At 68.6% G+C, this 18,831-nt stretch carries 16 protein-coding genes, 1 tRNA gene and 1 pseudogene; 11 read left to right on the top strand and 7 right to left on the bottom strand.

The window, feature by feature from the left end:
- The 7 genes and pseudogenes from ACFWU9_RS20245 to rpmH all read right to left on the bottom strand — a co-directional run.
- Positions 1-198, bottom strand: a pseudogene (locus ACFWU9_RS20245) (hypothetical protein); the annotation flags it as partial.
- A 298-nt stretch (positions 199-496) separates the two neighbouring features.
- Positions 497-1,213: a 16S rRNA (guanine(527)-N(7))-methyltransferase RsmG gene (rsmG, locus tag ACFWU9_RS20240; protein ID WP_384320209.1), complete on the bottom strand. Its 717-nt coding sequence runs from the start codon at positions 1,211-1,213 to the stop codon at positions 497-499.
- Positions 1,214-1,324: 111 nt separating this feature from the next.
- Positions 1,325-1,837 carry a R3H domain-containing nucleic acid-binding protein gene (locus ACFWU9_RS20235; protein WP_189106265.1) on the bottom strand — a complete coding sequence of 171 codons (513 nt, stop codon included), beginning with the start codon at positions 1,835-1,837 and terminating at the stop codon, positions 1,325-1,327.
- Positions 1,838-1,887: 50 nt separating this feature from the next.
- Positions 1,888-3,159, bottom strand: coding sequence for a membrane protein insertase YidC (gene yidC / locus ACFWU9_RS20230; protein WP_384320207.1), 1,272 nt, complete (start codon positions 3,157-3,159; stop codon positions 1,888-1,890).
- A 3-nt stretch (positions 3,160-3,162) separates the two neighbouring features.
- A complete protein-coding gene (gene yidD, locus ACFWU9_RS20225; RefSeq protein ID WP_384320205.1) occupies positions 3,163-3,528 on the bottom strand; it encodes a membrane protein insertion efficiency factor YidD in 366 nt (121 codons plus the stop codon).
- Positions 3,525-3,896, bottom strand: a complete 372-nt coding sequence (gene rnpA / locus ACFWU9_RS20220; RefSeq protein WP_384320203.1) for a ribonuclease P protein component — start codon at positions 3,894-3,896, stop codon at positions 3,525-3,527. Before rnpA ends, yidD begins: the two co-directional genes overlap by 4 nt.
- Positions 3,897-3,914: 18 nt before the next feature.
- Positions 3,915-4,052 carry a 50S ribosomal protein L34 gene (gene rpmH / locus ACFWU9_RS20215; RefSeq protein WP_014047156.1) on the bottom strand — a complete coding sequence of 46 codons (138 nt, stop codon included), beginning with the start codon at positions 4,050-4,052 and terminating at the stop codon, positions 3,915-3,917.
- A gap of 360 nt (positions 4,053-4,412) precedes the next feature.
- Between rpmH and dnaA the strand changes: the two genes are divergently transcribed.
- The 11 genes from dnaA to ACFWU9_RS20160 all read left to right on the top strand — a co-directional run bounded on the left by dnaA (position 4,413) and on the right by ACFWU9_RS20160 (position 18,768).
- On the top strand, positions 4,413-6,260 hold the full coding sequence (gene dnaA / locus ACFWU9_RS20210; protein WP_384320201.1) for a chromosomal replication initiator protein DnaA: 1,848 nt from the start codon (positions 4,413-4,415) through the stop codon (positions 6,258-6,260).
- A gap of 887 nt (positions 6,261-7,147) precedes the next feature.
- The gene (gene dnaN, locus ACFWU9_RS20205) at positions 7,148-8,278 is read left to right on the top strand and encodes a DNA polymerase III subunit beta (RefSeq protein ID WP_078079617.1); all 1,131 of its coding nucleotides are present in this window, start codon (positions 7,148-7,150) and stop codon (positions 8,276-8,278) included.
- Positions 8,279-8,439: 161 nt separating this feature from the next.
- Complete coding sequence (gnd, locus tag ACFWU9_RS20200) at positions 8,440-9,375, top strand: phosphogluconate dehydrogenase (NAD(+)-dependent, decarboxylating) (RefSeq protein WP_384320199.1); 936 nt, start codon at positions 8,440-8,442, stop codon at positions 9,373-9,375.
- A 52-nt stretch (positions 9,376-9,427) separates the two neighbouring features.
- Positions 9,428-10,594: a DNA replication/repair protein RecF gene (gene recF / locus ACFWU9_RS20195; RefSeq protein ID WP_384320197.1), complete on the top strand. Its 1,167-nt coding sequence runs from the start codon at positions 9,428-9,430 to the stop codon at positions 10,592-10,594.
- Entirely contained in the window at positions 10,591-11,226 is a 636-nt protein-coding gene (locus ACFWU9_RS20190) for a DUF721 domain-containing protein (RefSeq protein ID WP_384320195.1), read from the top strand. Before recF ends, ACFWU9_RS20190 begins: the two co-directional genes overlap by 4 nt.
- Positions 11,227-11,876: 650 nt before the next feature.
- Positions 11,877-13,955 (top strand): DNA topoisomerase (ATP-hydrolyzing) subunit B, encoded by a 2,079-nt coding sequence (gene gyrB / locus ACFWU9_RS20185; protein WP_384320193.1) that lies wholly within the window; start codon positions 11,877-11,879, stop codon positions 13,953-13,955.
- Between the two features lie 52 nt (positions 13,956-14,007).
- Positions 14,008-16,635 (top strand): DNA gyrase subunit A, encoded by a 2,628-nt coding sequence (gyrA, locus tag ACFWU9_RS20180; protein WP_384320191.1) that lies wholly within the window; start codon positions 14,008-14,010, stop codon positions 16,633-16,635.
- Between the two features lie 88 nt (positions 16,636-16,723).
- On the top strand, positions 16,724-17,425 hold the full coding sequence (locus ACFWU9_RS20175) for a DUF3566 domain-containing protein (protein ID WP_384320189.1): 702 nt from the start codon (positions 16,724-16,726) through the stop codon (positions 17,423-17,425).
- Between the two features lie 116 nt (positions 17,426-17,541).
- Positions 17,542-17,615, top strand: a tRNA-Ile gene (locus ACFWU9_RS20170).
- A 330-nt stretch (positions 17,616-17,945) separates the two neighbouring features.
- Positions 17,946-18,185, top strand: a complete 240-nt coding sequence (locus tag ACFWU9_RS20165) for a hypothetical protein (protein WP_384320188.1) — start codon at positions 17,946-17,948, stop codon at positions 18,183-18,185.
- 448 nt (positions 18,186-18,633) lie between these two features.
- Positions 18,634-18,768 carry a DLW-39 family protein gene (locus ACFWU9_RS20160; RefSeq protein WP_003958712.1) on the top strand — a complete coding sequence of 45 codons (135 nt, stop codon included), beginning with the start codon at positions 18,634-18,636 and terminating at the stop codon, positions 18,766-18,768.
- The last annotated feature ends 63 nt before the right edge of the window (positions 18,769-18,831 follow it).

Here is an 18,831-nt window from a genome sequence, read left to right as displayed (position 1 = left end):
GCGGGGGGGGGGGGGCCCCCCCCCCGGGGGGGGGGTGTGGGCTGGGGGGGGGGTTTTTTTTCCCCTCAAACCCCCCCCCCCCGACGACTCTGAACGGGGGCCGGGGACCGGATCGGTCATCGGTCCCGCGATGTTGGCGTCGGACCGCAAGGATTCACTCTCCTCGACTTCAGGCTCGCAATGAGGAGAGCCTGCCATGCTTTCGGGGTCGGGAACCAGCGAGGCCCGTGGTTCTGTGGATGAATCCATATCTGTGGCCAACCCGGTACCTCTTACGAGGGGTTTCCTTCCCCGTGGCGTGGAAGCGGCGCGGCCTCGATCGATGATGCCCTGCAGCAGTGAGCGACGTTTCACGTGAAACACGATGCACGTGCCGGTGGGCTGGATCGTTACGACACTCCGCAGTGGACGGTCATGGCTGCTTCGATGGAGCATCACCGGCGGGGATCGCCGACGGTGATGCTCCGGGCCTCTCGACGCTCCTCCGCGGCCGAGCTCAGCGACGTCGGCGCACCCGGTCAGCCCGGGCGGCCCTGGCGCGCTTCGTGGCGAACCTCACCCCGCCGGGGCTCTCCCCGACCTCGGCACGGACCACGGTGGCCGGTGGATCGACCACCCCCTCACCGACCCGCAGCACCGAGGAGTCGATCACACCGAGCTTGCTCAGCGCCGACCGGGCGTTCTTGAGCTCCTCCTCGGCCGTGTCGCCCTTGAGCGCCAGCATCTCCCCGTACGGGCGCAGCAGCGGCACGCCCCAGCCGGCGAGCCGGTCCAGGGGGGCCACGGCGCGTGCCGTCACCACATGGACGGGCTGGAGGGACCCGAGCACCTCCTCGGCCCGCCCCCGGACGACCGTCACATGATCGAGGCCCAGCAGCTCGACGACCTCCTGGAGGAAGTTCGTCCGCCGCAGCAGCGGCTCCAGCAGTGTGATCCGCAGATCGGGCCGTACGAGCGCCAGCGGGATCCCCGGCAGCCCGGCCCCGGAACCCACGTCGCAGACGCTCACACCCTCGGGCACGACCTCGGAGAGCACCGCGCAGTTCATCAGGTGCCGCTCCCAGAGCCGCGGCACCTCACGCGGCCCGATGAGACCGCGGGTGACCCCCGCGTCGGCGAGGAGCTCCGCGTACCGGACGGCCGCCGGGAAGGAGTCCCCGAACACCGTCCTCGCCTCGTCCGGCGCGGCGGGAAGCTCTTCTGACCCCGTCACGGGAACCGTCCTTCCGTACAGAGCCACCAGGCCGTGGCTCACAGTCACTGTTCTGCTGACAAAGTTACGGCCCCGTCTGTGGACAGACGGGGCCGAGAACCGGGAGACCGCTCAGGCGGGAAGCACCACGACGAAGCGCTGTGGCTCCTCGCCCTCGGACTCGCTGCGCAGTCCGGCCGCCGCCACGGCGTCGTGCACGACCTTGCGCTCGAAGGGCGTCATCGGGTTCAGCTTCACCGGCTCACCGGTGCTCTTCACCTCGTCGGCGGTCCTGGCGCCCAGCTCGGCGAGCTCCGTGCGCTTCTTCGCCCGGAAGCCCCCGATGTCCAGCATCAGCCGGCTGCGGTCGCCGGTCTCCCGGTGCACCGCCAGCCGCGTCAGCTCCTGGAGCGCTTCGAGCACCTCGCCGTCCCGCCCGACGAGCTTCTGCAGATCACGGCCGCTCACATCGCTGATGATCGAAACCGCGGCCCGGTCGGCCTCGACGTCCATGTCGATGTCGCCGTCGAGGTCGGCGATGTCGAGCAGACCCTCGAGATAGTCGGCCGCGATCTCGCCTTCCTGCTCAAGGCGGGTGAGGGTGTCGCTGCCCTCGGTGGCGGCGGAGATGGTGCCTTCCGACACGGATGGACTCCTTCGTACTACGGCTGGCTACGGGCTACGGGGAGGTGCGCTTACTTCTTGCTCGGATGCCTGGGCCGCTGCTGCCCCTTGCGCGGCCCGGCCTTCGCCCGTGCGGCACCGTTGCCGGTCTTGGACGGGGGCTTGGGCTTGCTGTCCTGCGGCTCGTCCTTCTTCTGGAGCGACGTCTTGGGCTCGCCGGTGGCGTCCGAAGGCTTCGCGGCCGAGGTCTTGGACGGGGCCTGCGGCTGACCGCCGCCGGCCTGTCGCTTCGACTTGGGCTGGCGCTTGGGCTGCTGGCGCCTCGTCGCCTGCGACTCGCCCTCGGGCAGGGCCTCGCCCTTGATCACCGTGCCGTCCGCCTGAGCGACCAGACCGGTCTTGGAGAGGCTGGTGATGAACTTACGCTCATTGTCGTTGCGGTCGGGCCCCTTGGCCACGATCGCCGAGACGATGTTGCGCCTGCGCTTGGAGCGGACCTCGTTGTGCGTCGCGATGCTCTTGAGCAGCCGCTCCAGGTACTGGTCCTGCGCCTTGCTGCCCGGCGTCGGGTTCTGGTTGATCACATACATCTGCTGGCCCATGGTCCACACGTTGGTGGTCAGCCAGTAGACGAGGACACCGACGGGGAAGTTGACGCCCATCACCATGAAGATGACCGGGAAGATGTACATCAGCATCTTCTGCTGCTGCATGTACGGCGTCTTGACCGTGAGGTCGACGTTCTTCGTCATCAGCTGGCGCTGGGTGTAGAACTGCGACGCCGACATCAGCACGATCATGATCGCGGTGACGATACGTACGGAGGTCAGCGAGGCGTCCAGGGACGCGACCTTGTCGGTGCTGTCCGTGAACTTGGCCGCCAGGGGGGCGCCGAAGATGTGCGCCTGGCGCGCGCTGTCGAGCAGCCCCTGGTTGATCACGCCGATCGTCTTGCCCGACGCGATGCTGGAGAGCACGTGGTAGAGCGCGAAGAAGAACGGTGACTGCGCCAGGATGGGAAGGCACGAGGACAGCGGGTTGGTACCCGTGTCCTTGTACAGCTTCATCATCTCTTCGGACTGGCGCTGTTTGTCGTTCTTGTAGCGCTCCTGGATGGCCTTCATCTTGGGCTGAAGGACCTGCATGTTCCGGGTCGACTTGATCTGCTTGACGAACAGCGGGATCAGACAGATCCGGATGAGGATCACCAGGGACACGATGGACAGTCCCCAGGCCAGGCCCGTGTCAGGGCCGAAGATCGCCCCGTACACCGTGTGGAACTGCACGATGACCCACGAGACTGGCGTGGTGATGAAACTGAAGAAACTGGCAATCGTGTCCACTAATCAGGCTCCTTGAGCATTGGACGAGGTCTCTGCGGCCGGACTCTGGGTTTCGGGGGCCGAGGCCGAACCCCCGGAAGGCACGCCGGCGGCGGATTGCCCGCCCTTGGTGCCGCGCCACGCGTTGCGCAGCAGTTCATGCCACCGCGGGCGCTTGCGCGGTGGGACATGGTCCACACCGCCCGGCGACCACGGGTTGCACCGGAGAATGCGCCAGGCCGTCAGACCGGTGCCCTTGATCGCGCCATGGCGGTCGATCGCCGTGTAGCCGTAGTGGGAACACGACGGGTAGTACCGGCAGACGGGCCCGAGCAAGGGGCTGATCGTCCACTGGTACAGCTTGATCAGAGCCAGTAGCGGGTACTTCATCGCGCGCCCCCTCCCAGCAGCCGCTCCAGGGCGGCATCCAGGTCTCGGGCCAGCTGTGCATGGTCGGCGTCGCCCGCACCGGGCAGCGCACGTACGACAACCAGGCTACCGGGGGCCAGCCGGGGCAGCCGATCCCGTATGAGGTGACGAAGCTTTCGCTTCACCCGGGTCCGGACGACGGCCCCGCCCACGGCTTTGCTTACGACGAAACCCGCCCGCGTCGGGGAATCGCTCTCCCCCGGCGCGTGCGGGCCCGTAGTACCGCTACGTAGATGTACGACAAGAAGCGGGCGTCCGGCCCGGCGTCCCCGGCGTACCGCGGTCGCGAAATCCTCGCGCCGCCTCAGCCGATTCTCGGTAGGCAGCACGTCATAACCTGGTGGCGATCAGGCGGACAGGTTGGCGCGACCCTTGCCACGGCGGTTCGCGAGAATCGCGCGACCGGCGCGGGTGCGCATACGGAGCCGGAAGCCGTGGGTCTTGGCACGACGACGGTTGTTCGGCTGGAAGGTGCGCTTGCTCACTCGGGGGCTCCAGAAATGATGATCGGAAGGGCGGGACATCGCCTGGCTGTCACCGTGCGCCCACGAGTAGCTCGCGACAACGCCCGAGTGCACCGCTTCACAACCACAGATCGTGATCCTTGCCCATCGGAGGCAGGCGGCAGCAGCCATCGACAACTCGACCTGGTCACGGTACGCGCGGCTACGCCATACGGTCAAACCAGGTAGTTGCCACGTTCCATTATGCACAGCCTGTGGACAACAACTTGAACCACGTGGGTGCCCTGACTACCGTGGCCGAACTCCGGATTCTTTTCCGCCGGTCTTCCCACCCCGTCCCGAGAACCACATATTCGTGGGACCTGCGAGAGAGCGTGCCCTGTGGCTGACGTACCTGCCGATCTTGCCGCAGTGTGGCCACGAGTGCTGGAGCAGCTCCTCAGGGAGGGCCAGCAGGGAGTCGAGCCCAAGGACAAACAGTGGATCGAGCGCTGCCAGCCGCTCGCCCTGGTCGCCGACACCGCACTGCTGGCCGTGCCCAACGAGTGGGGCAAGCGGGTGCTCGAAGGCCGCCTCGCCCCTCTCATCAGCGAGACCCTGAGCCGCGAGTGCGGCCGGCCGATCCGTATCGCGATCACCGTCGACGACTCGGCCGGCGATCCCCTCCCGCTGCCGCCGCAGCAGAACCGCTACCAGAGTCCGGGGCACGACGACGGCCGCGACCACGGTCCGCGCCACGACGACGGCCGTGATCCGCACGGCCCGCGCCACGACGACATGCGCGGGGACGACCCCCGGCTCGACTCCCGCCTCGACGACATGCGTTCCGACGGCGGCGGCTACCACCCCTACGGCCGCCGCTCCTCCGACGACGACGGCATGCCGACGGCCCGCCCCGCCTACCCGGACTACCAGCAGCAGCGCCCCGAGCCCGGCTCCTGGCCCCGGACCCCGGACGACCTGTCCTGGCAGCAGCAGCGGCTCGGTTTCCAGGACCGTGACCCGTACGCGAGCGGAAGACCCCAGCAGCCGCAGCACGACTACCGGCCGCCGCAGTCGTCGGAGGGCCGGCCCTACGACCAGCAGCGACCCGAGCGGCACGACCTCGACCCGCAGCAGTCGCGGCACGTCGGCCGGGGCGGGGCGACCGGGCCGCTCGGCGCGCAGGCCTCGCCGCCGCCGGGACCGGGGGAGCCGCACGCGCGCCTCAACCCCAAGTACCTCTTCGACACCTTCGTCATCGGGGCGTCCAACCGATTCGCGCACGCGGCGGCCGTCGCCGTCGCGGAGGCGCCGGCCAAGGCGTACAACCCGCTCTTCATCTACGGCGAGTCCGGACTCGGCAAGACGCACCTGCTGCACGCCATCGGGCACTACGCGCGCAGCCTCTATCCCGGTACGCGGGTGCGGTACGTGAGCTCGGAGGAGTTCACCAACGAGTTCATCAACTCCATCCGCGACGGGAAGGGCGACACCTTCCGCAAGCGGTACCGGGACGTCGACATCCTGCTCGTCGACGACATCCAGTTCCTGGCGAGCAAGGAGTCGACGCAGGAGGAGTTCTTCCACACGTTCAACACGCTCCACAACGCGAACAAGCAGATCGTGCTGTCGTCGGACCGGCCGCCCAAGCAGCTGATCACCCTGGAGGACCGGCTGCGCAACCGCTTCGAGTGGGGCCTGACCACCGATGTGCAGCCGCCGGAGCTGGAGACGCGTATCGCGATCCTCCGTAAGAAGGCGGTGCAGGAGCAGCTGAACGCGCCCCCCGAGGTGCTGGAGTTCATCGCCTCGCGCATCTCGCGGAACATCCGTGAACTGGAGGGCGCGCTGATCCGGGTGACGGCCTTCGCCTCGCTCAACCGGCAGCCGGTGGACCTCGGGCTGACCGAGATCGTGCTCAAGGACCTCATCCCCGGCGGCGAGGACCTGGCGCCGGACATCACCGCGGGCGCCATCATGGCGGCGACGGCCGACTACTTCGGGCTGACCGTGGAGGACCTCTGCGGCTCGTCCCGCAGCCGGGTGCTGGTGACGGCGCGGCAGATCGCCATGTACCTCTGCCGTGAGCTGACGGATCTGTCGCTGCCCAAGATCGGCGCGCAGTTCGGCAACCGCGACCACACGACGGTGATGCACGCCGACCGCAAGATCCGCGCGCTGATGGCCGAGCGGCGCTCCATCTACAACCAGGTCACCGAACTCACCAACCGCATCAAGAACGGCTGAGCGGGCCGGATCCGCTTCGGCGGCCGGCCTCAGGGCGCTCCGGGACACCTCCCGGGGCGCCCTTCGTCGTGTCCGGAGGGCCACCGGTACATGACACGCGCCCAACCGCCGTTCGAATAGGGAGCGCCGAGGGCGGCTTCTCCACAGAAAGCGGCCCGATCTCCCGTCCACACCCTGGGGATCGATAAGTTGTCCAGACTGCGTCCACAGGCCGGCCGACCAGAAGTGGATCATGCCTGGTCAGACCCCTGGGGATTTGTGGCCAACTTTCCTCCACAGCCTGTGGACAGTTTTTTCGCCCACAGGCGCCGAGTCGCGTTGTCCACCGGCGGCCCACAGGCAACGGTCCGTTGCCCACAGCTTCGGGCCGCTTCTCCACATCGCTGTCCACTGTTCGGCAACAGAACACGACTGTTCACCGAGTCGAGTGAAAGGCGTCACACCGAGGTTGCCTCGGGGCCTGTGGGGAACCTCGGAAAAGCTGGGGACGACCCTGGGGAGAAGTGGGGGTCCCCTGTGCACCGGTTGTGCAGAACTTTCGGCCGTCCACAGAGCGACGGGGTTGTCCACCGACGGCGCCCACAGGGCCGGTGGACAAAAAAACGGGTCTGACCTGCGAAAACGACGTTATCCACGGAATCCACAGGCCCTACTACTACTAACACCTGGAGTTACCTGGGAATCCGTTTCGAAGTGGGTGCTGTGCACAACTCGGCGCCGGACCGCCCCGGCCGGGTTGTCGCGACTTGACCCCGAGCAGCACCGAGTGTCGGTGCCGTACGTCAGACTGGTCCCCGGCAACCTCACCCTGCCCACGGCGGAGTGAGCTCATGCCGACGACGAAGAAGGCCGGCAGGACGAGTCAGCAACAGCAGGAGGCGGTTCCGGTGAAGATCCGGGTGGAGCGCGATGTACTGGCGGAGGCGGTGGCCTGGGTGGCCCGTAGCCTCCCGGCCCGTCCGCCGGCGCCCGTTCTTGCGGGCCTTCTGCTGAAGGCCGAGGAAGGCGCGCTGAGCTTCTCCAGCTTCGACTACGAGGTCTCGGCCCGGGTCTCGGTGGACGCCGAGGTCGAGGAGGACGGCACCGTCCTCGTCTCCGGCCGGCTGCTCGCCGACATCTGCCGCGCCCTCCCCAACCGCCCGGTGGAGATCTCCACAGACGGTGTACGGGCGACGGTGGTCTGCGGCTCCTCGCGGTTCACGCTGCACACACTGCCTGTGGACGAGTACCCGGCACTGCCGCAGATGCCGACCGCCACCGGCACCGTCCCCGGTGAGGTCTTCGCCTCCGCCGCCGCCCAGGTGGCCATCGCGGCGGGCCGCGACGACACGCTCCCGGTGCTCACCGGCGTACGGATCGAGATCGAGGGCGACACGGTCACCCTCGCCTCGACCGACCGCTACCGCTTCGCCGTCCGCGACTTCCTGTGGAAGCCGGAGGTCTCCGACATCTCCGCGGTCGCCCTGGTGCCCGCCAAGACGCTGCTGGACACCGCCAAGGCCCTCACCAGCGGCGACACGGTCACGCTCGCGCTCTCCGGCTCCGGTGCGGGCGAGGGTCTGATCGGTTTCGAGGGCGCGGGCCGGCGGACGACCACGCGGCTCCTCGAAGGCGATCTCCCGAAGTACCGCACGCTCTTCCCGACGGAGTTCAACTCGGTCGCGGTGATCGAGACCGCGCCGTTCGTCGAGGCGGTCAAGCGTGTGGCGCTGGTCGCCGAGCGCAACACCCCGGTGCGGCTCAGCTTCGAGCAGGGTGTGCTCATCCTCGAAGCGGGCTCCAGCGACGACGCACAGGCTGTGGAGAGGGTCGACGCCAAGCTCGACGGCGACGACATCTCGATCGCCTTCAACCCGACGTTCCTGCTCGACGGCCTCAGCGCCATCGACTCGCCCGTCGCGCAGCTCTCCTTCACGACCTCCACCAAGCCGGCGCTCCTCAGTGGGAAGCCGGCGCTGGATGCCGAGGCCGACGACGCGTACAAGTACCTGATCATGCCGGTGCGGCTGTCGGGCTGATCGCGTCCGCGCCGGGCCGTCGGGAGGCGCCCCGGGCGCTCGGGGAGGTGTCGCCGGACCGTCCCACGAGGCCCGGCGTAGGCTCGGGCCCGGGTCGTGCGGCACGTCGCCGTCCGCCCCGCGCCTGAACGACTGTCGGCTCAACGCGTAAGGAACCACTGATGGAGCTCGGTCTCGTCGGCCTCGGCAAAATGGGCGGCAACATGCGCGAGCGCATCCGCCGCGCGGGCCACACCGTCATCGGATACGACCGGAACGCGGACATCGCGGACGTCCACAGCCTCGAAGAGCTGGTGAACCGGCTGGAAGGCCCCCGGGTCGTCTGGGTGATGGTCCCCTCGGGTGCGGCGACGCAGTCGACGATCGACGAGCTGGCGGAGCTGCTGTCCCCCGGCGACGTGGTCGTGGACGGCGGCAACTCCCGCTGGACGGACGACCAGAAGCACGCGGTGGAGCTCGGCATCAAGGGTGTCGGCTTCGTCGACTGCGGCGTCTCCGGCGGTGTCTGGGGCCTCCAGAACGGCTACGCGCTGATGTACGGCGGCAAGCCGGAGTACGTCGAGAAGGTCCAGCCGATTTTCGACGCCCTCAAGCCCCCGGGCGACAAGGGCGCGGTCCACGCGGGCAAGGTCGGCGCCGGCCACTTCGCGAAGATGGTCCACAACGGCATCGAGTACGCCATGATGCAGGCCTACGCCGAGGGCTGGGAGCTGCTGGAGAAGGTCGACGCGGTCACCGACGTACGCGAGGTCTTCCGCTCCTGGCAGGACGGCACGGTCATCCGGTCCTGGCTGCTGGACCTGGCGGTCAACGCGCTGGACGGCGACGAGCACCTGGAAGCCCTGCGGGGCTACGCCGACGACTCGGGCGAGGGCCGGTGGACGGTCGAGGCGGCCATCGACCACTCGGTGCCGCTGCCCGCGATCACCGCGTCGCTGTTCGCCCGGTTCGCGTCGCGGCAGGACGACTCGCCGCAGATGAAGATGGTCGCCGCGCTGCGCAACCAGTTCGGTGGCCACGCGGTCGAGCAGGCGGACGAGAGCACGCCGGGCAAGCCCGGCAAGCCCAAGCCCGCCGCTCCCGAGAACACGAAGTAGTCCTCCGCCCTCGCGGGCGGCGCCGAGAAACCGGGGAGGTCGGCCCACGTCCATGCACGTCACGCATCTCTCGCTGGCCGACTTCCGTTCGTACGCCCGGATCGAGGTGCCGCTCGATCCGGGCGTCACCGCCTTCGTGGGGGCCAACGGGCAGGGGAAGACCAATCTGGTCGAGGCGGTCGGCTATCTCGCCTCCCTCGGCAGCCACCGGGTCTCCTCGGACACCCCGCTGGTGCGGATGGGCGCCGAGCGCGCGGTGATCCGGGCCGCCGTCACCCAGGGGGACCGCTCGCAACTGGTCGAGCTCGAACTCAATCCGGGCCGCGCGAACAGGGCCAGGATCAACAGGTCTTCGCAGGTCCGGCCGCGCGATGTGCTGGGGATAGTGCGGACGGTGCTGTTCGCGCCGGAGGATCTGGCGCTGGTGAAGGGCGACCCCGGTGAGCGCCGGCGCTTCCTCGACGAGCTGATCACGGCGCGCTCCCCCCGGATGGCGGGCGTGCGATCGGACTACGACCGGGTGCTCAAGCAGCGCAACACCCTCCTGAAGTCGGCGGCGATGGCGCGGCGGCACGGCGGGCGCGGGATGGATCTCTCCACGCTGGACGTGTGGGACCAGCATCTGGCCCAGGTGGGCGCCGAGTTGCTGGCGCGGCGGCTGGATCTGATCGAGACGTTGCAGCCGCTGACGGACAAGGCGTACGAGCAACTGGCGCCCGGCGGCGGGCCGGTGGCGCTGGAGTACCGGTCCTCGTCCGCCGCCTCCGAGGGCGCGGTCTCCGGCGGGGCCCCCGGTGCGGGCGCCGAGGTGGCGCGTACGCGCGAGGAGCTGTACGCCCAGCTCATGGCCGCGCTGGCGGGGACGCGTAAGCAGGAGATCGAACGGGGGGTCACGCTGGTGGGGCCGCACCGGGACGAACTGCTGCTGAAGCTGGGCCAGTTGCCGGCCAAGGGATACGCGAGCCACGGCGAGTCCTGGTCGTACGCGCTGGCGCTGCGGCTGGCCTCGTACGATCTGCTGCGCGCCGAGGGCAACGAGCCGGTGCTGGTCCTCGACGACGTCTTCGCCGAGCTGGACGTGCGCCGCCGGGAGCGGCTGGCGGAGCTGGTGGCGCCCGGTGAACAGGTGCTGGTCACGGCGGCGGTGGACGACGACGTGCCGGGCATCCTGGCCGGGGTGCGGTTCACGGTGGCCGAGGGCACGGTGGAGCGGACATGAGCGGGCCCGGGAGGAACGAGCGGGCGGGCGGGTCCGCGCGGAGCGGTGGCGCTCCCGCCGCGCTGCCCGACCCCGCCGACCCGGCCGGTCGCGCCGGGGGGCCGTCGGAGCCGGCCGTCCCGGGGCCCGTCGAGGCGTCGGGCGTGGACCTGGCGCGGGTCGCCCTGCGGGCGGCGAAGGAGCAGGCGCGCGCCCGTGGCGCCGCCGCGCAGCAGAAGAAGCAGGCCAGACGGGGCGGCGGTCTGCGGTCGGGCTCGGGGGCCGACGGCCGTGATCCGCTCTCGCTGGGGGCCGCGATCAACCGGCTGATCACCGAGCGCGGCTGGGAGACACCGGCCGCCGTGGGCGGTGTGATGGGCCGGTGGCCGCAGATCGTGGGCGACGACCTGGCCAAGCACTGTGTGCCCGAGCGGTACGAGGAGGACGCGCGGATCCTGACGGTGATCTGCGACTCCACGGCCTGGGCGACGCAGCTGCGGCTGCTGGCGCCCCGGCTGGTGGCCCGGCTGAACGAGGACCTGGGGCACGGCACGGTGAAGGTGATCAAGGTGCGGGGCCCCGCCGGTCCCGCGCGGCGCTTCGGCGCGCTGCGGGCGCCCGGCAGCAAGGGCCCGGGGGACACGTACGGCTGAGGGCCGCGCGCGGCGGTACGTGCCCCGCGGGTGCGGCGGCGCGTACGGCCCATCCGGGGCGTACGCCGGTACGCGGCCGTTCGGTAGCCGCCTGTACGCACTCCGTATCCCGCTCCGTCCTCTCAGTCGAACCCGCCCGAACCACCCCGAAGCGCCCCTGAGCTCCCGAGGGGCCCTCCCCGCGCCTCCCCGTACGGCTGAGCGGGGCGCCCCACCGTTGACCGGGGCCCCTCCCGGAGCCGCTTCGACGGCCCGTCAGGAGGGCCCCGAAAGCCCCAACAGCCCCTGTGCGAACCCCACTTCACACGCGTTCCCCCGTGTCTCTCCGGGGCGCCGCGGAGACCGCTGTGACCTCGTCGTACGCCTGCGCAGTGTGAGCTGTCCCTCACGGTAGCGGGAGGTTGACAGCCCGAAGCGCTCAAAGCCCGCGTGAGCCTCTTGGAGCCCCTGCCCGAATATGGGGAGTCGGCAGCCGCCGGTTCAGGGCGGCACATGCGGACTCAGGTACCGGCAAACCCCCATTCGGGTCGCGGCTACCGGTAGACTGGTCGAGAATCCCGCCTCGTCGGCGGGAGTCGCTTTACCAAGACCGACAAACACTGTCGCAAGCCGAACGACGCAGCCGCTCCCGCCTGTCCGGAGAACGGCCTGTGCTGTGCCAGAAAGGGCGCTTCGTGGCCGATTCCGGCAACCCCAACGAGAAGACTCCGTCCGTGACCACTGGTGAGAACGGCGAGGTGACGGGTTCGTACGACGCCAGCGCCATCACGGTGCTGGAGGGCCTGGACGCGGTCCGTAAGCGTCCCGGTATGTACATCGGCTCGACCGGTGAACGTGGGCTTCATCACCTTGTGACCGAGGTCGTCGACAACTCCGTCGACGAGGCTCTGGCGGGGCACGCGGACACCATCGACGTCACGATCCTCGCCGACGGCGGGGTCCGGGTGGTCGACAACGGTCGTGGCATCCCCGTGGACATCGTCCCCTCCGAGGGCAAGCCGGCCGTCGAGGTCGTGCTGACGGTGCTGCACGCGGGCGGAAAGTTCGGCGGCGGCGGCTACTCCGTCTCCGGCGGTCTGCACGGCGTGGGTGTCTCCGTCGTGAACGCGCTGTCGTCGAAGGTCGCCGTCGAGGTCAAGCGCGACGGCTACCGCTGGACGCAGGACTACAAGCTCGGGGTGCCGACGGCGCCGCTCGCGCGCAACGAGGAGACGGCCGAGTCGGGCACGACGGTCACCTTCTGGGCCGACCCCGACGTCTTCGAGACGACCGAGTACTCCTTCGAGACGCTCTCGCGGCGCTTCCAGGAGATGGCCTTCCTCAACAAGGGCCTGACCCTGAAGCTGACCGACGAGCGCGAGTCGGCGAAGGCCGTCGTGGGCGCCGACGTCGCGGGAGCGGACTCGGCCGAGGAGGCCGGCGAGGAGCCGGTGCGCAGCGTGACGTACTTCTACGAGGGCGGCATCGTCGACTTCGTGAAGTACCTCAACTCCCGCAAGGGCGAGCTGATCCACCCCACGGTCATCGACATCGACGCCGAGGACAAGGAGCGGATGCTCTCGGTGGAGATCGCGATGCAGTGGAACTCGCAGTACAGCGAGGGGGTGTACTCCTTCGCCAACACGATCCACACGCATGAGGGCGGTACGCACGAGGAGGGCTTCCGCGCGGCGATGACCGGCCTGGTCAACCGGTACGCGCGCGAGAAGAAGTTCCTGCGCGAGAAGGACGACAACCTGGCGGGCGAGGACATCCGCGAGGGTCTGACGGCGATCATCTCGGTCAAGCTGGGCGAGCCGCAGTTCGAGGGCCAGACGAAGACCAAGCTCGGCAACACGGAGGCGAAGACCTTCGTACAGAAGATCGTGCACGAGCATCTGACGGACTGGTTCGACCGGCATCCCAATGAGGCGGCCGACATCATCCGCAAGTCGATCCAGGCCGCCACGGCCCGGGTCGCGGCCCGTAAGGCGCGGGATCTCACCCGTCGCAAGGGCCTGCTGGAGTCGGCGTCGCTGCCGGGCAAGCTGAGCGACTGCCAGTCGAACGACCCGTCCAAGTGCGAGATCTTCATCGTCGAGGGCGACTCGGCCGGCGGCAGCGCGAAGTCCGGCCGCAACCCGCAGTATCAGGCCATTCTGCCGATCCGCGGAAAGATCCTGAACGTCGAGAAGGCGCGGATCGACAAGATCCTCCAGAACACCGAGGTGCAGGCGCTGATCTCGGCGTTCGGCACCGGTGTGCACGAGGACTTCGACATCGAGAAGCTCCGCTATCACAAGATCATTCTGATGGCGGACGCCGATGTCGACGGCCAGCACATCAACACGCTGCTGCTGACGTTCCTCTTCCGCTTCATGCGCCCGCTGGTCGAGGCGGGGCACGTGTATCTGTCGCGCCCCCCGCTGTACAAGATCAAGTGGGGCCGGGACGACTTCGAGTACGCGTACTCGGACCGGGAGCGCGACGCCCTGGTCGAGCTGGGGAAGCAGAACGGCAAGCGGATCAGGGAAGACTCGATCCAGCGCTTCAAGGGTCTCGGTGAGATGAACGCCGAGGAGCTGCGCATGACGACGATGGACGTCGACCACCGTGTGCTCGGTCAGGTCACGCTCGACGACGCGGCGCAGGCCGACGACCTGTTCTCGGTGCTGATGGGTGAGGACGTCGAGGCACGGCGCTCGTTCATCCAGCGCAACGCCAAGGACGTCCGCTTCCTCGACATCTGAGTCGGTCTCCCGCTGACAGATTCGAACAGGCCGAAAGGAACACTGACCAGCAATGGCCGACGAGAACACTCCTGTGATGCCCGAAGAGGTGCCCGCCGTGGAAGGCGTGGGCATGCGTGTCGAGCCCGTGGGGCTCGAGACGGAGATGCAGCGCTCGTACCTCGACTACGCGATGTCCGTCATCGTCTCGCGTGCGCTGCCCGACGTACGGGACGGTCTGAAGCCTGTCCACCGCCGGGTGCTGTACGCGATGTACGACGGCGGCTACCGGCCGGAGAAGGGCTTCTACAAGTGCGCCCGCGTCGTCGGTGACGTGATGGGCACGTACCACCCGCACGGCGACTCCTCGATCTACGACGCGCTGGTCCGCCTCGCGCAGCCGTGGTCGATGCGGATGCCGCTGGTGGACTCCAACGGCAACTTCGGCTCTCCCGGCAACGACCCGGCGGCCGCGATGCGGTACACCGAGTGCAAGCTGATGCCGCTGTCGATGGAGATGCTCCGGGACATCGACGAGGAGACCGTCGACTTCACGGACAACTACGACGGCCGCAACCAGGAGCCGACGGTCCTGCCGGCGCGCTTCCCGAACCTGCTGATCAACGGGTCGGCCGGTATCGCCGTCGGTATGGCCACCAACATCCCGCCGCACAACCTGCGGGAAGTCGCCGCGGGCGCGCAGTGGGCGCTGGAGCACCCGGACGCCTCCCACGAGGAGCTGCTCGACGCGCTGATCGAGCGCATCAAGGGCCCGGACTTCCCGTCCGGCGCGCTGGTCGTGGGCCGTCGGGGCATCGAGGAGGCGTACCGCACGGGCCGTGGCTCGATCACGATGCGCGCGGTCGTCGCGGTCGAGGAGATCCAGAACAGGCAGTGCCTGGTCGTCACGGAGCTGCCGTACCAGACCAACCCCGACAATCTCGCGCAGAAGATCGCCGACCTGGTGAAGGACGGCAAGGTCGGCGGCATCGCCGATGTGCGCGACGAGACGTCCTCGCGTACCGGGCAGCGGCTGGTGGTCGTGCTCAAGCGCGACGCGGTCGCCAAGGTCGTGCTGAACAACCTGTACAAGCACACGGACCTGCAGACGAACTTCGGCGCGAACATGCTGGCCCTGGTGGACGGCGTGCCGCGCACGCTGTCGATCGACGCGTTCATCAGGCACTGGGTGACGCACCAGATCGAGGTCATCGTCCGGCGTACGCGCTTCCGGCTGCGCAAGGCCGAGGAGCGCGCGCACATCCTGCGTGGTCTGCTCAAGGCGCTGGACTCGATCGACGAGGTCATCGCGCTGATCCGGCGCAGCGACACCGTCGAGACGGCGCGCGGCGGCCTGATGCGGCTGCTGTCGATCGACGAGATCCAGGCGAACGCGATCCTGGAGATGCAGCTGCGCCGGCTGGCGGCGCTGGAGCGGCAGAAGATCGTCGCCGAGCACGACGAGCTCCAGGCGAAGATCAACGAGTACAACGCGATCCTCGCCTCGCCCGAGCGGCAGCGGCAGATCGTCAGTGAGGAACTGGCCGTGATCGTCGAGAAGTTCGGCGACGACCGGCGTTCCAAGCTGGTGCCGTTCGACGGCGACATGTCCATCGAGGACCTGATCGCCGAGGAGGACATCGTCGTCACCATCTCGCGTGGCGGTTATGTGAAGCGTACGAAGACCGACGACTACCGCTCGCAGAAGCGCGGCGGCAAGGGCGTGCGCGGTACGAAGCTCAAGTCGGACGACATCGTCGACCACTTCTTCGTCTCGACGACCCACCACTGGCTGCTGTTCTTCACGAACAAGGGCCGGGTGTACCGCGCGAAGGCGTACGAGCTGCCGGACGCCGGGCGTGACGCGCGCGGTCAGCACGTGGCGAACCTGCTGGCGTTCCAGCCGGACGAGAAGATCGCCCGGATCCTCGCTGTACGGGACTACGAGGCGGCGCCGTATCTGGTGCTGGCGACAAAGGCCGGTCTGGTCAAGAAGACGTCTCTGAAGGATTACGACTCGCCCCGCTCCGGCGGTGTGATCGCGATCAACCTCCGTGAGACGGACTCGGGCGCGGACGACGAGCTGATCGGTGCCGAGCTGGTGTCGGCGGAGGACGACCTGCTGCTCATCAGCCGGAAGGCTCAGTCGATCCGTTTCACCGCCACGGACGATTCGCTGCGGCCGATGGGCCGGGCGACATCGGGTGTGAAGGGGATGAGTTTCCGCGAAGGGGACGAACTGCTGTCGATGAATGTCGTCAGGCCCGGTACGTTCGTGTTCACTGCTACAGACGGTGGATACGCGAAGCGAACCAACGTCGACGAATATCGCGTCCAAGGACGTGGCGGCCTCGGTATCAAGGCCGCGAAGATCGTGGAGGACCGCGGGTCGCTGGTCGGTGCGCTGGTGGTGGAGGAGACGGACGAGATCCTCGCCATCACCCTGGGCGGCGGTGTGATTCGTACGCGAGTCAACGAAGTCAGGGAGACGGGCCGTGACACCATGGGTGTTCAACTGATCAACCTGGGCAAGCGCGATGCCGTGGTAGGCATCGCTCGTAACGCCGAGGCGGGTCGTGAGGCTGAAGAGGTCGAAGGGGTCGTCGGCGAGGATGCCGAGGACGGTCCGGTGACCGAAGGAGCCGCGCTTGCCGAGGACGCTGAGGGCACAGAGCCCTCGGTCGCGGAGCACGAGGAGTAGACAGCGTGAGTGGAGCCACGGGCGCCGGCTCGGCCGCTTCCGGAGCGAACGGTGCCCGTGGCCCTGCCACGGTCTCCCAGGGGGTACGGTGACCGACACCCGGGGGCAGCAGCCCCCTTTTGAGACGTACGGATCCGAGCAGCCGCAGCAGCAGGCTGCGCAGCCGTACCACCCGCCGCAGGCGTATCCGACGCCGTCGGGCGGGGGGACACAGGGCGGACAGCAGCGACCGGCCGCACAGCCGGCGCAGCCTCAACCGGCGCAGGCAGCAGCCCAGCCGCATGTACAGCTGGGGCAAGGACAGGGGCAGGGCGTGAGTCCGGGGCAGCCGGCACAGACATATCCGGCCGGCGGCGGCCGGCAGTCCACCACGACGACGGGCGTACGCCTGCCGCGTACGGGCGCTCGTACGACACCGCGCACGCGCAAGGCGCGGCTGCGGGTGGCGAAGGCCGACCCGTGGTCGGTGATGAAGGTCAGCTTCCTGCTCTCCATCGCCCTCGGCGTGTGCACGGTCATCGCCGCGGCGGTGCTGTGGATGGTCATGGACGCGATGGGCGTCTTCTCGACGGTGGGCGGGACGATCAGCGAGGCGACGGGCTCGAACGAGAGCAACGGCTTCGACCTGCAATCGTTCCTCTCGCTGCCGCGCGTGCTCATCTTCACCTCGGTGATCGCGGTGATCGACGTGGTGCTGGCGACGGCGCTGGCGACGCTCGGCTCCTTCATCTACAACCTGTCGGCGGGCTTTGTGGGCGGCGTCGAGCTGACGCTGGCCGAGGACGAGTAAGAACCCCTCCCAACAGGCCGGATGGGGACGGCCGGAGGACGGCCGGGGGGAGAGCGGGGGCCCCGGTATCGATTTTGGGACTGGCCCTGGAGTGCGCTAATCTTCAGGGGCAGCGCGGGGCTATAGCTCAGTTGGTTAGAGCGCATCCCTGATAAGGATGAGGCCACAGGTTCAAATCCTGTTAGCCCCACTTGCGAGAAGACCCCCAGGCGAAGGCGCCTGGGGGTCTTTGGTTTCGGTGAGCGGGATCGGCCGGTCAACCGGGCTTTCAGGAGTCCGGTCCGCGGTGGGCCCGGGGCCGGGGGACCCACCGTTTCGGGGACGGCCAAGGGGCTGGGCCTATGTGTGGGGTTGGGTCTGGGGTTGGGTCTTGGGGCCCATGCCGGGGGTGGGGTGGGGGTCGTACGTTTCTCATGTCGCCAGCGAGACCGGCCAGGAGGAAGCCGGAAGCGCGGGTGGCACCACAGACTCGTACGAGTCGGCCGGAAGACGGCCGGCCGGCACCCAAGGGGACACTCACATGTCGAACGTCACGCTGAAGGCCGCCACCAACGCCCGCCTCTACGTCGGCACCTGGGCCAACACCGCCGTCACCGCCCTCAAGCGCCGCAGCGACAAGGGACAGGGAGCCGTCGAATACGTCGGCGTCATCGTCCTCGTCGCCCTCATCATCGCCGCCATCGTCGGCACCGGCGTCGCCGAGGACATCGCCACCGGCCTCTCCGACAAGGTCTCCGAAATCCTCAGCGGCGAAGGCTAAACCCAGACCCCCACACTATGAGCGAGACAGGGCAGGCGCCGCACCATCCCCGGCCAGGACGGTGACGGCCCAGCCCCTCTCGCGGCCGCCACCGCCCGGATCTACGGCACCGGGTGGGCCCCCTTCGGTGGGGCAGGCGGGTGTTTGCTGGTGTAGACGGATGAAGATGCAGGTCAGAGCCGTACGACGCCGACCTGGGGACCATTCGAACGTGGCGGCGAGTCCTGACGAGGACAAGGCCGCGGGTTCGCATCCTGTTGGCCCACAAGCGCCGATCCGCCCGGACAGAGAGTCTTCTGTCCGGGCGGATCGCTTTGCTTCGCGTGGGTGTTGACTGGAGGTGGTGGGCCCTGAGTTGGGGGCGCATGTAGGTCACCGATCGGTATCGGTCGGTGTGTATAGTCGGGCGCCAGAAGGCCCCTTAGACAAGGAAAGACGAGGTCGCGCGGTGAAGAAGCTTCTCCTGGTCGCACTGGCCGCCATCGGCGGGCTCCTCGTGTACCGCCAGATCCAGGCGGATCGCGCCGAGCAGGATCTGTGGACGGAGGCGACTGACTCCGTGCCCGCAGGTTCGGGTGTGTGAGACCCAGTAGTCGGTAGGCGGGCCCCGGTCGCTGAGGCGATCGGGGCTTCGCGCTGTCGTGGG

It is taken from the genome of Streptomyces sp. NPDC058653, from assembly GCF_042716895.1.
GTDB lineage: Bacteria > Actinomycetota > Actinomycetes > Streptomycetales > Streptomycetaceae > Streptomyces.
Note: the sequence above shows the minus strand (reverse complement) of the source record. Positions and strands in the feature narration are given on the sequence as shown.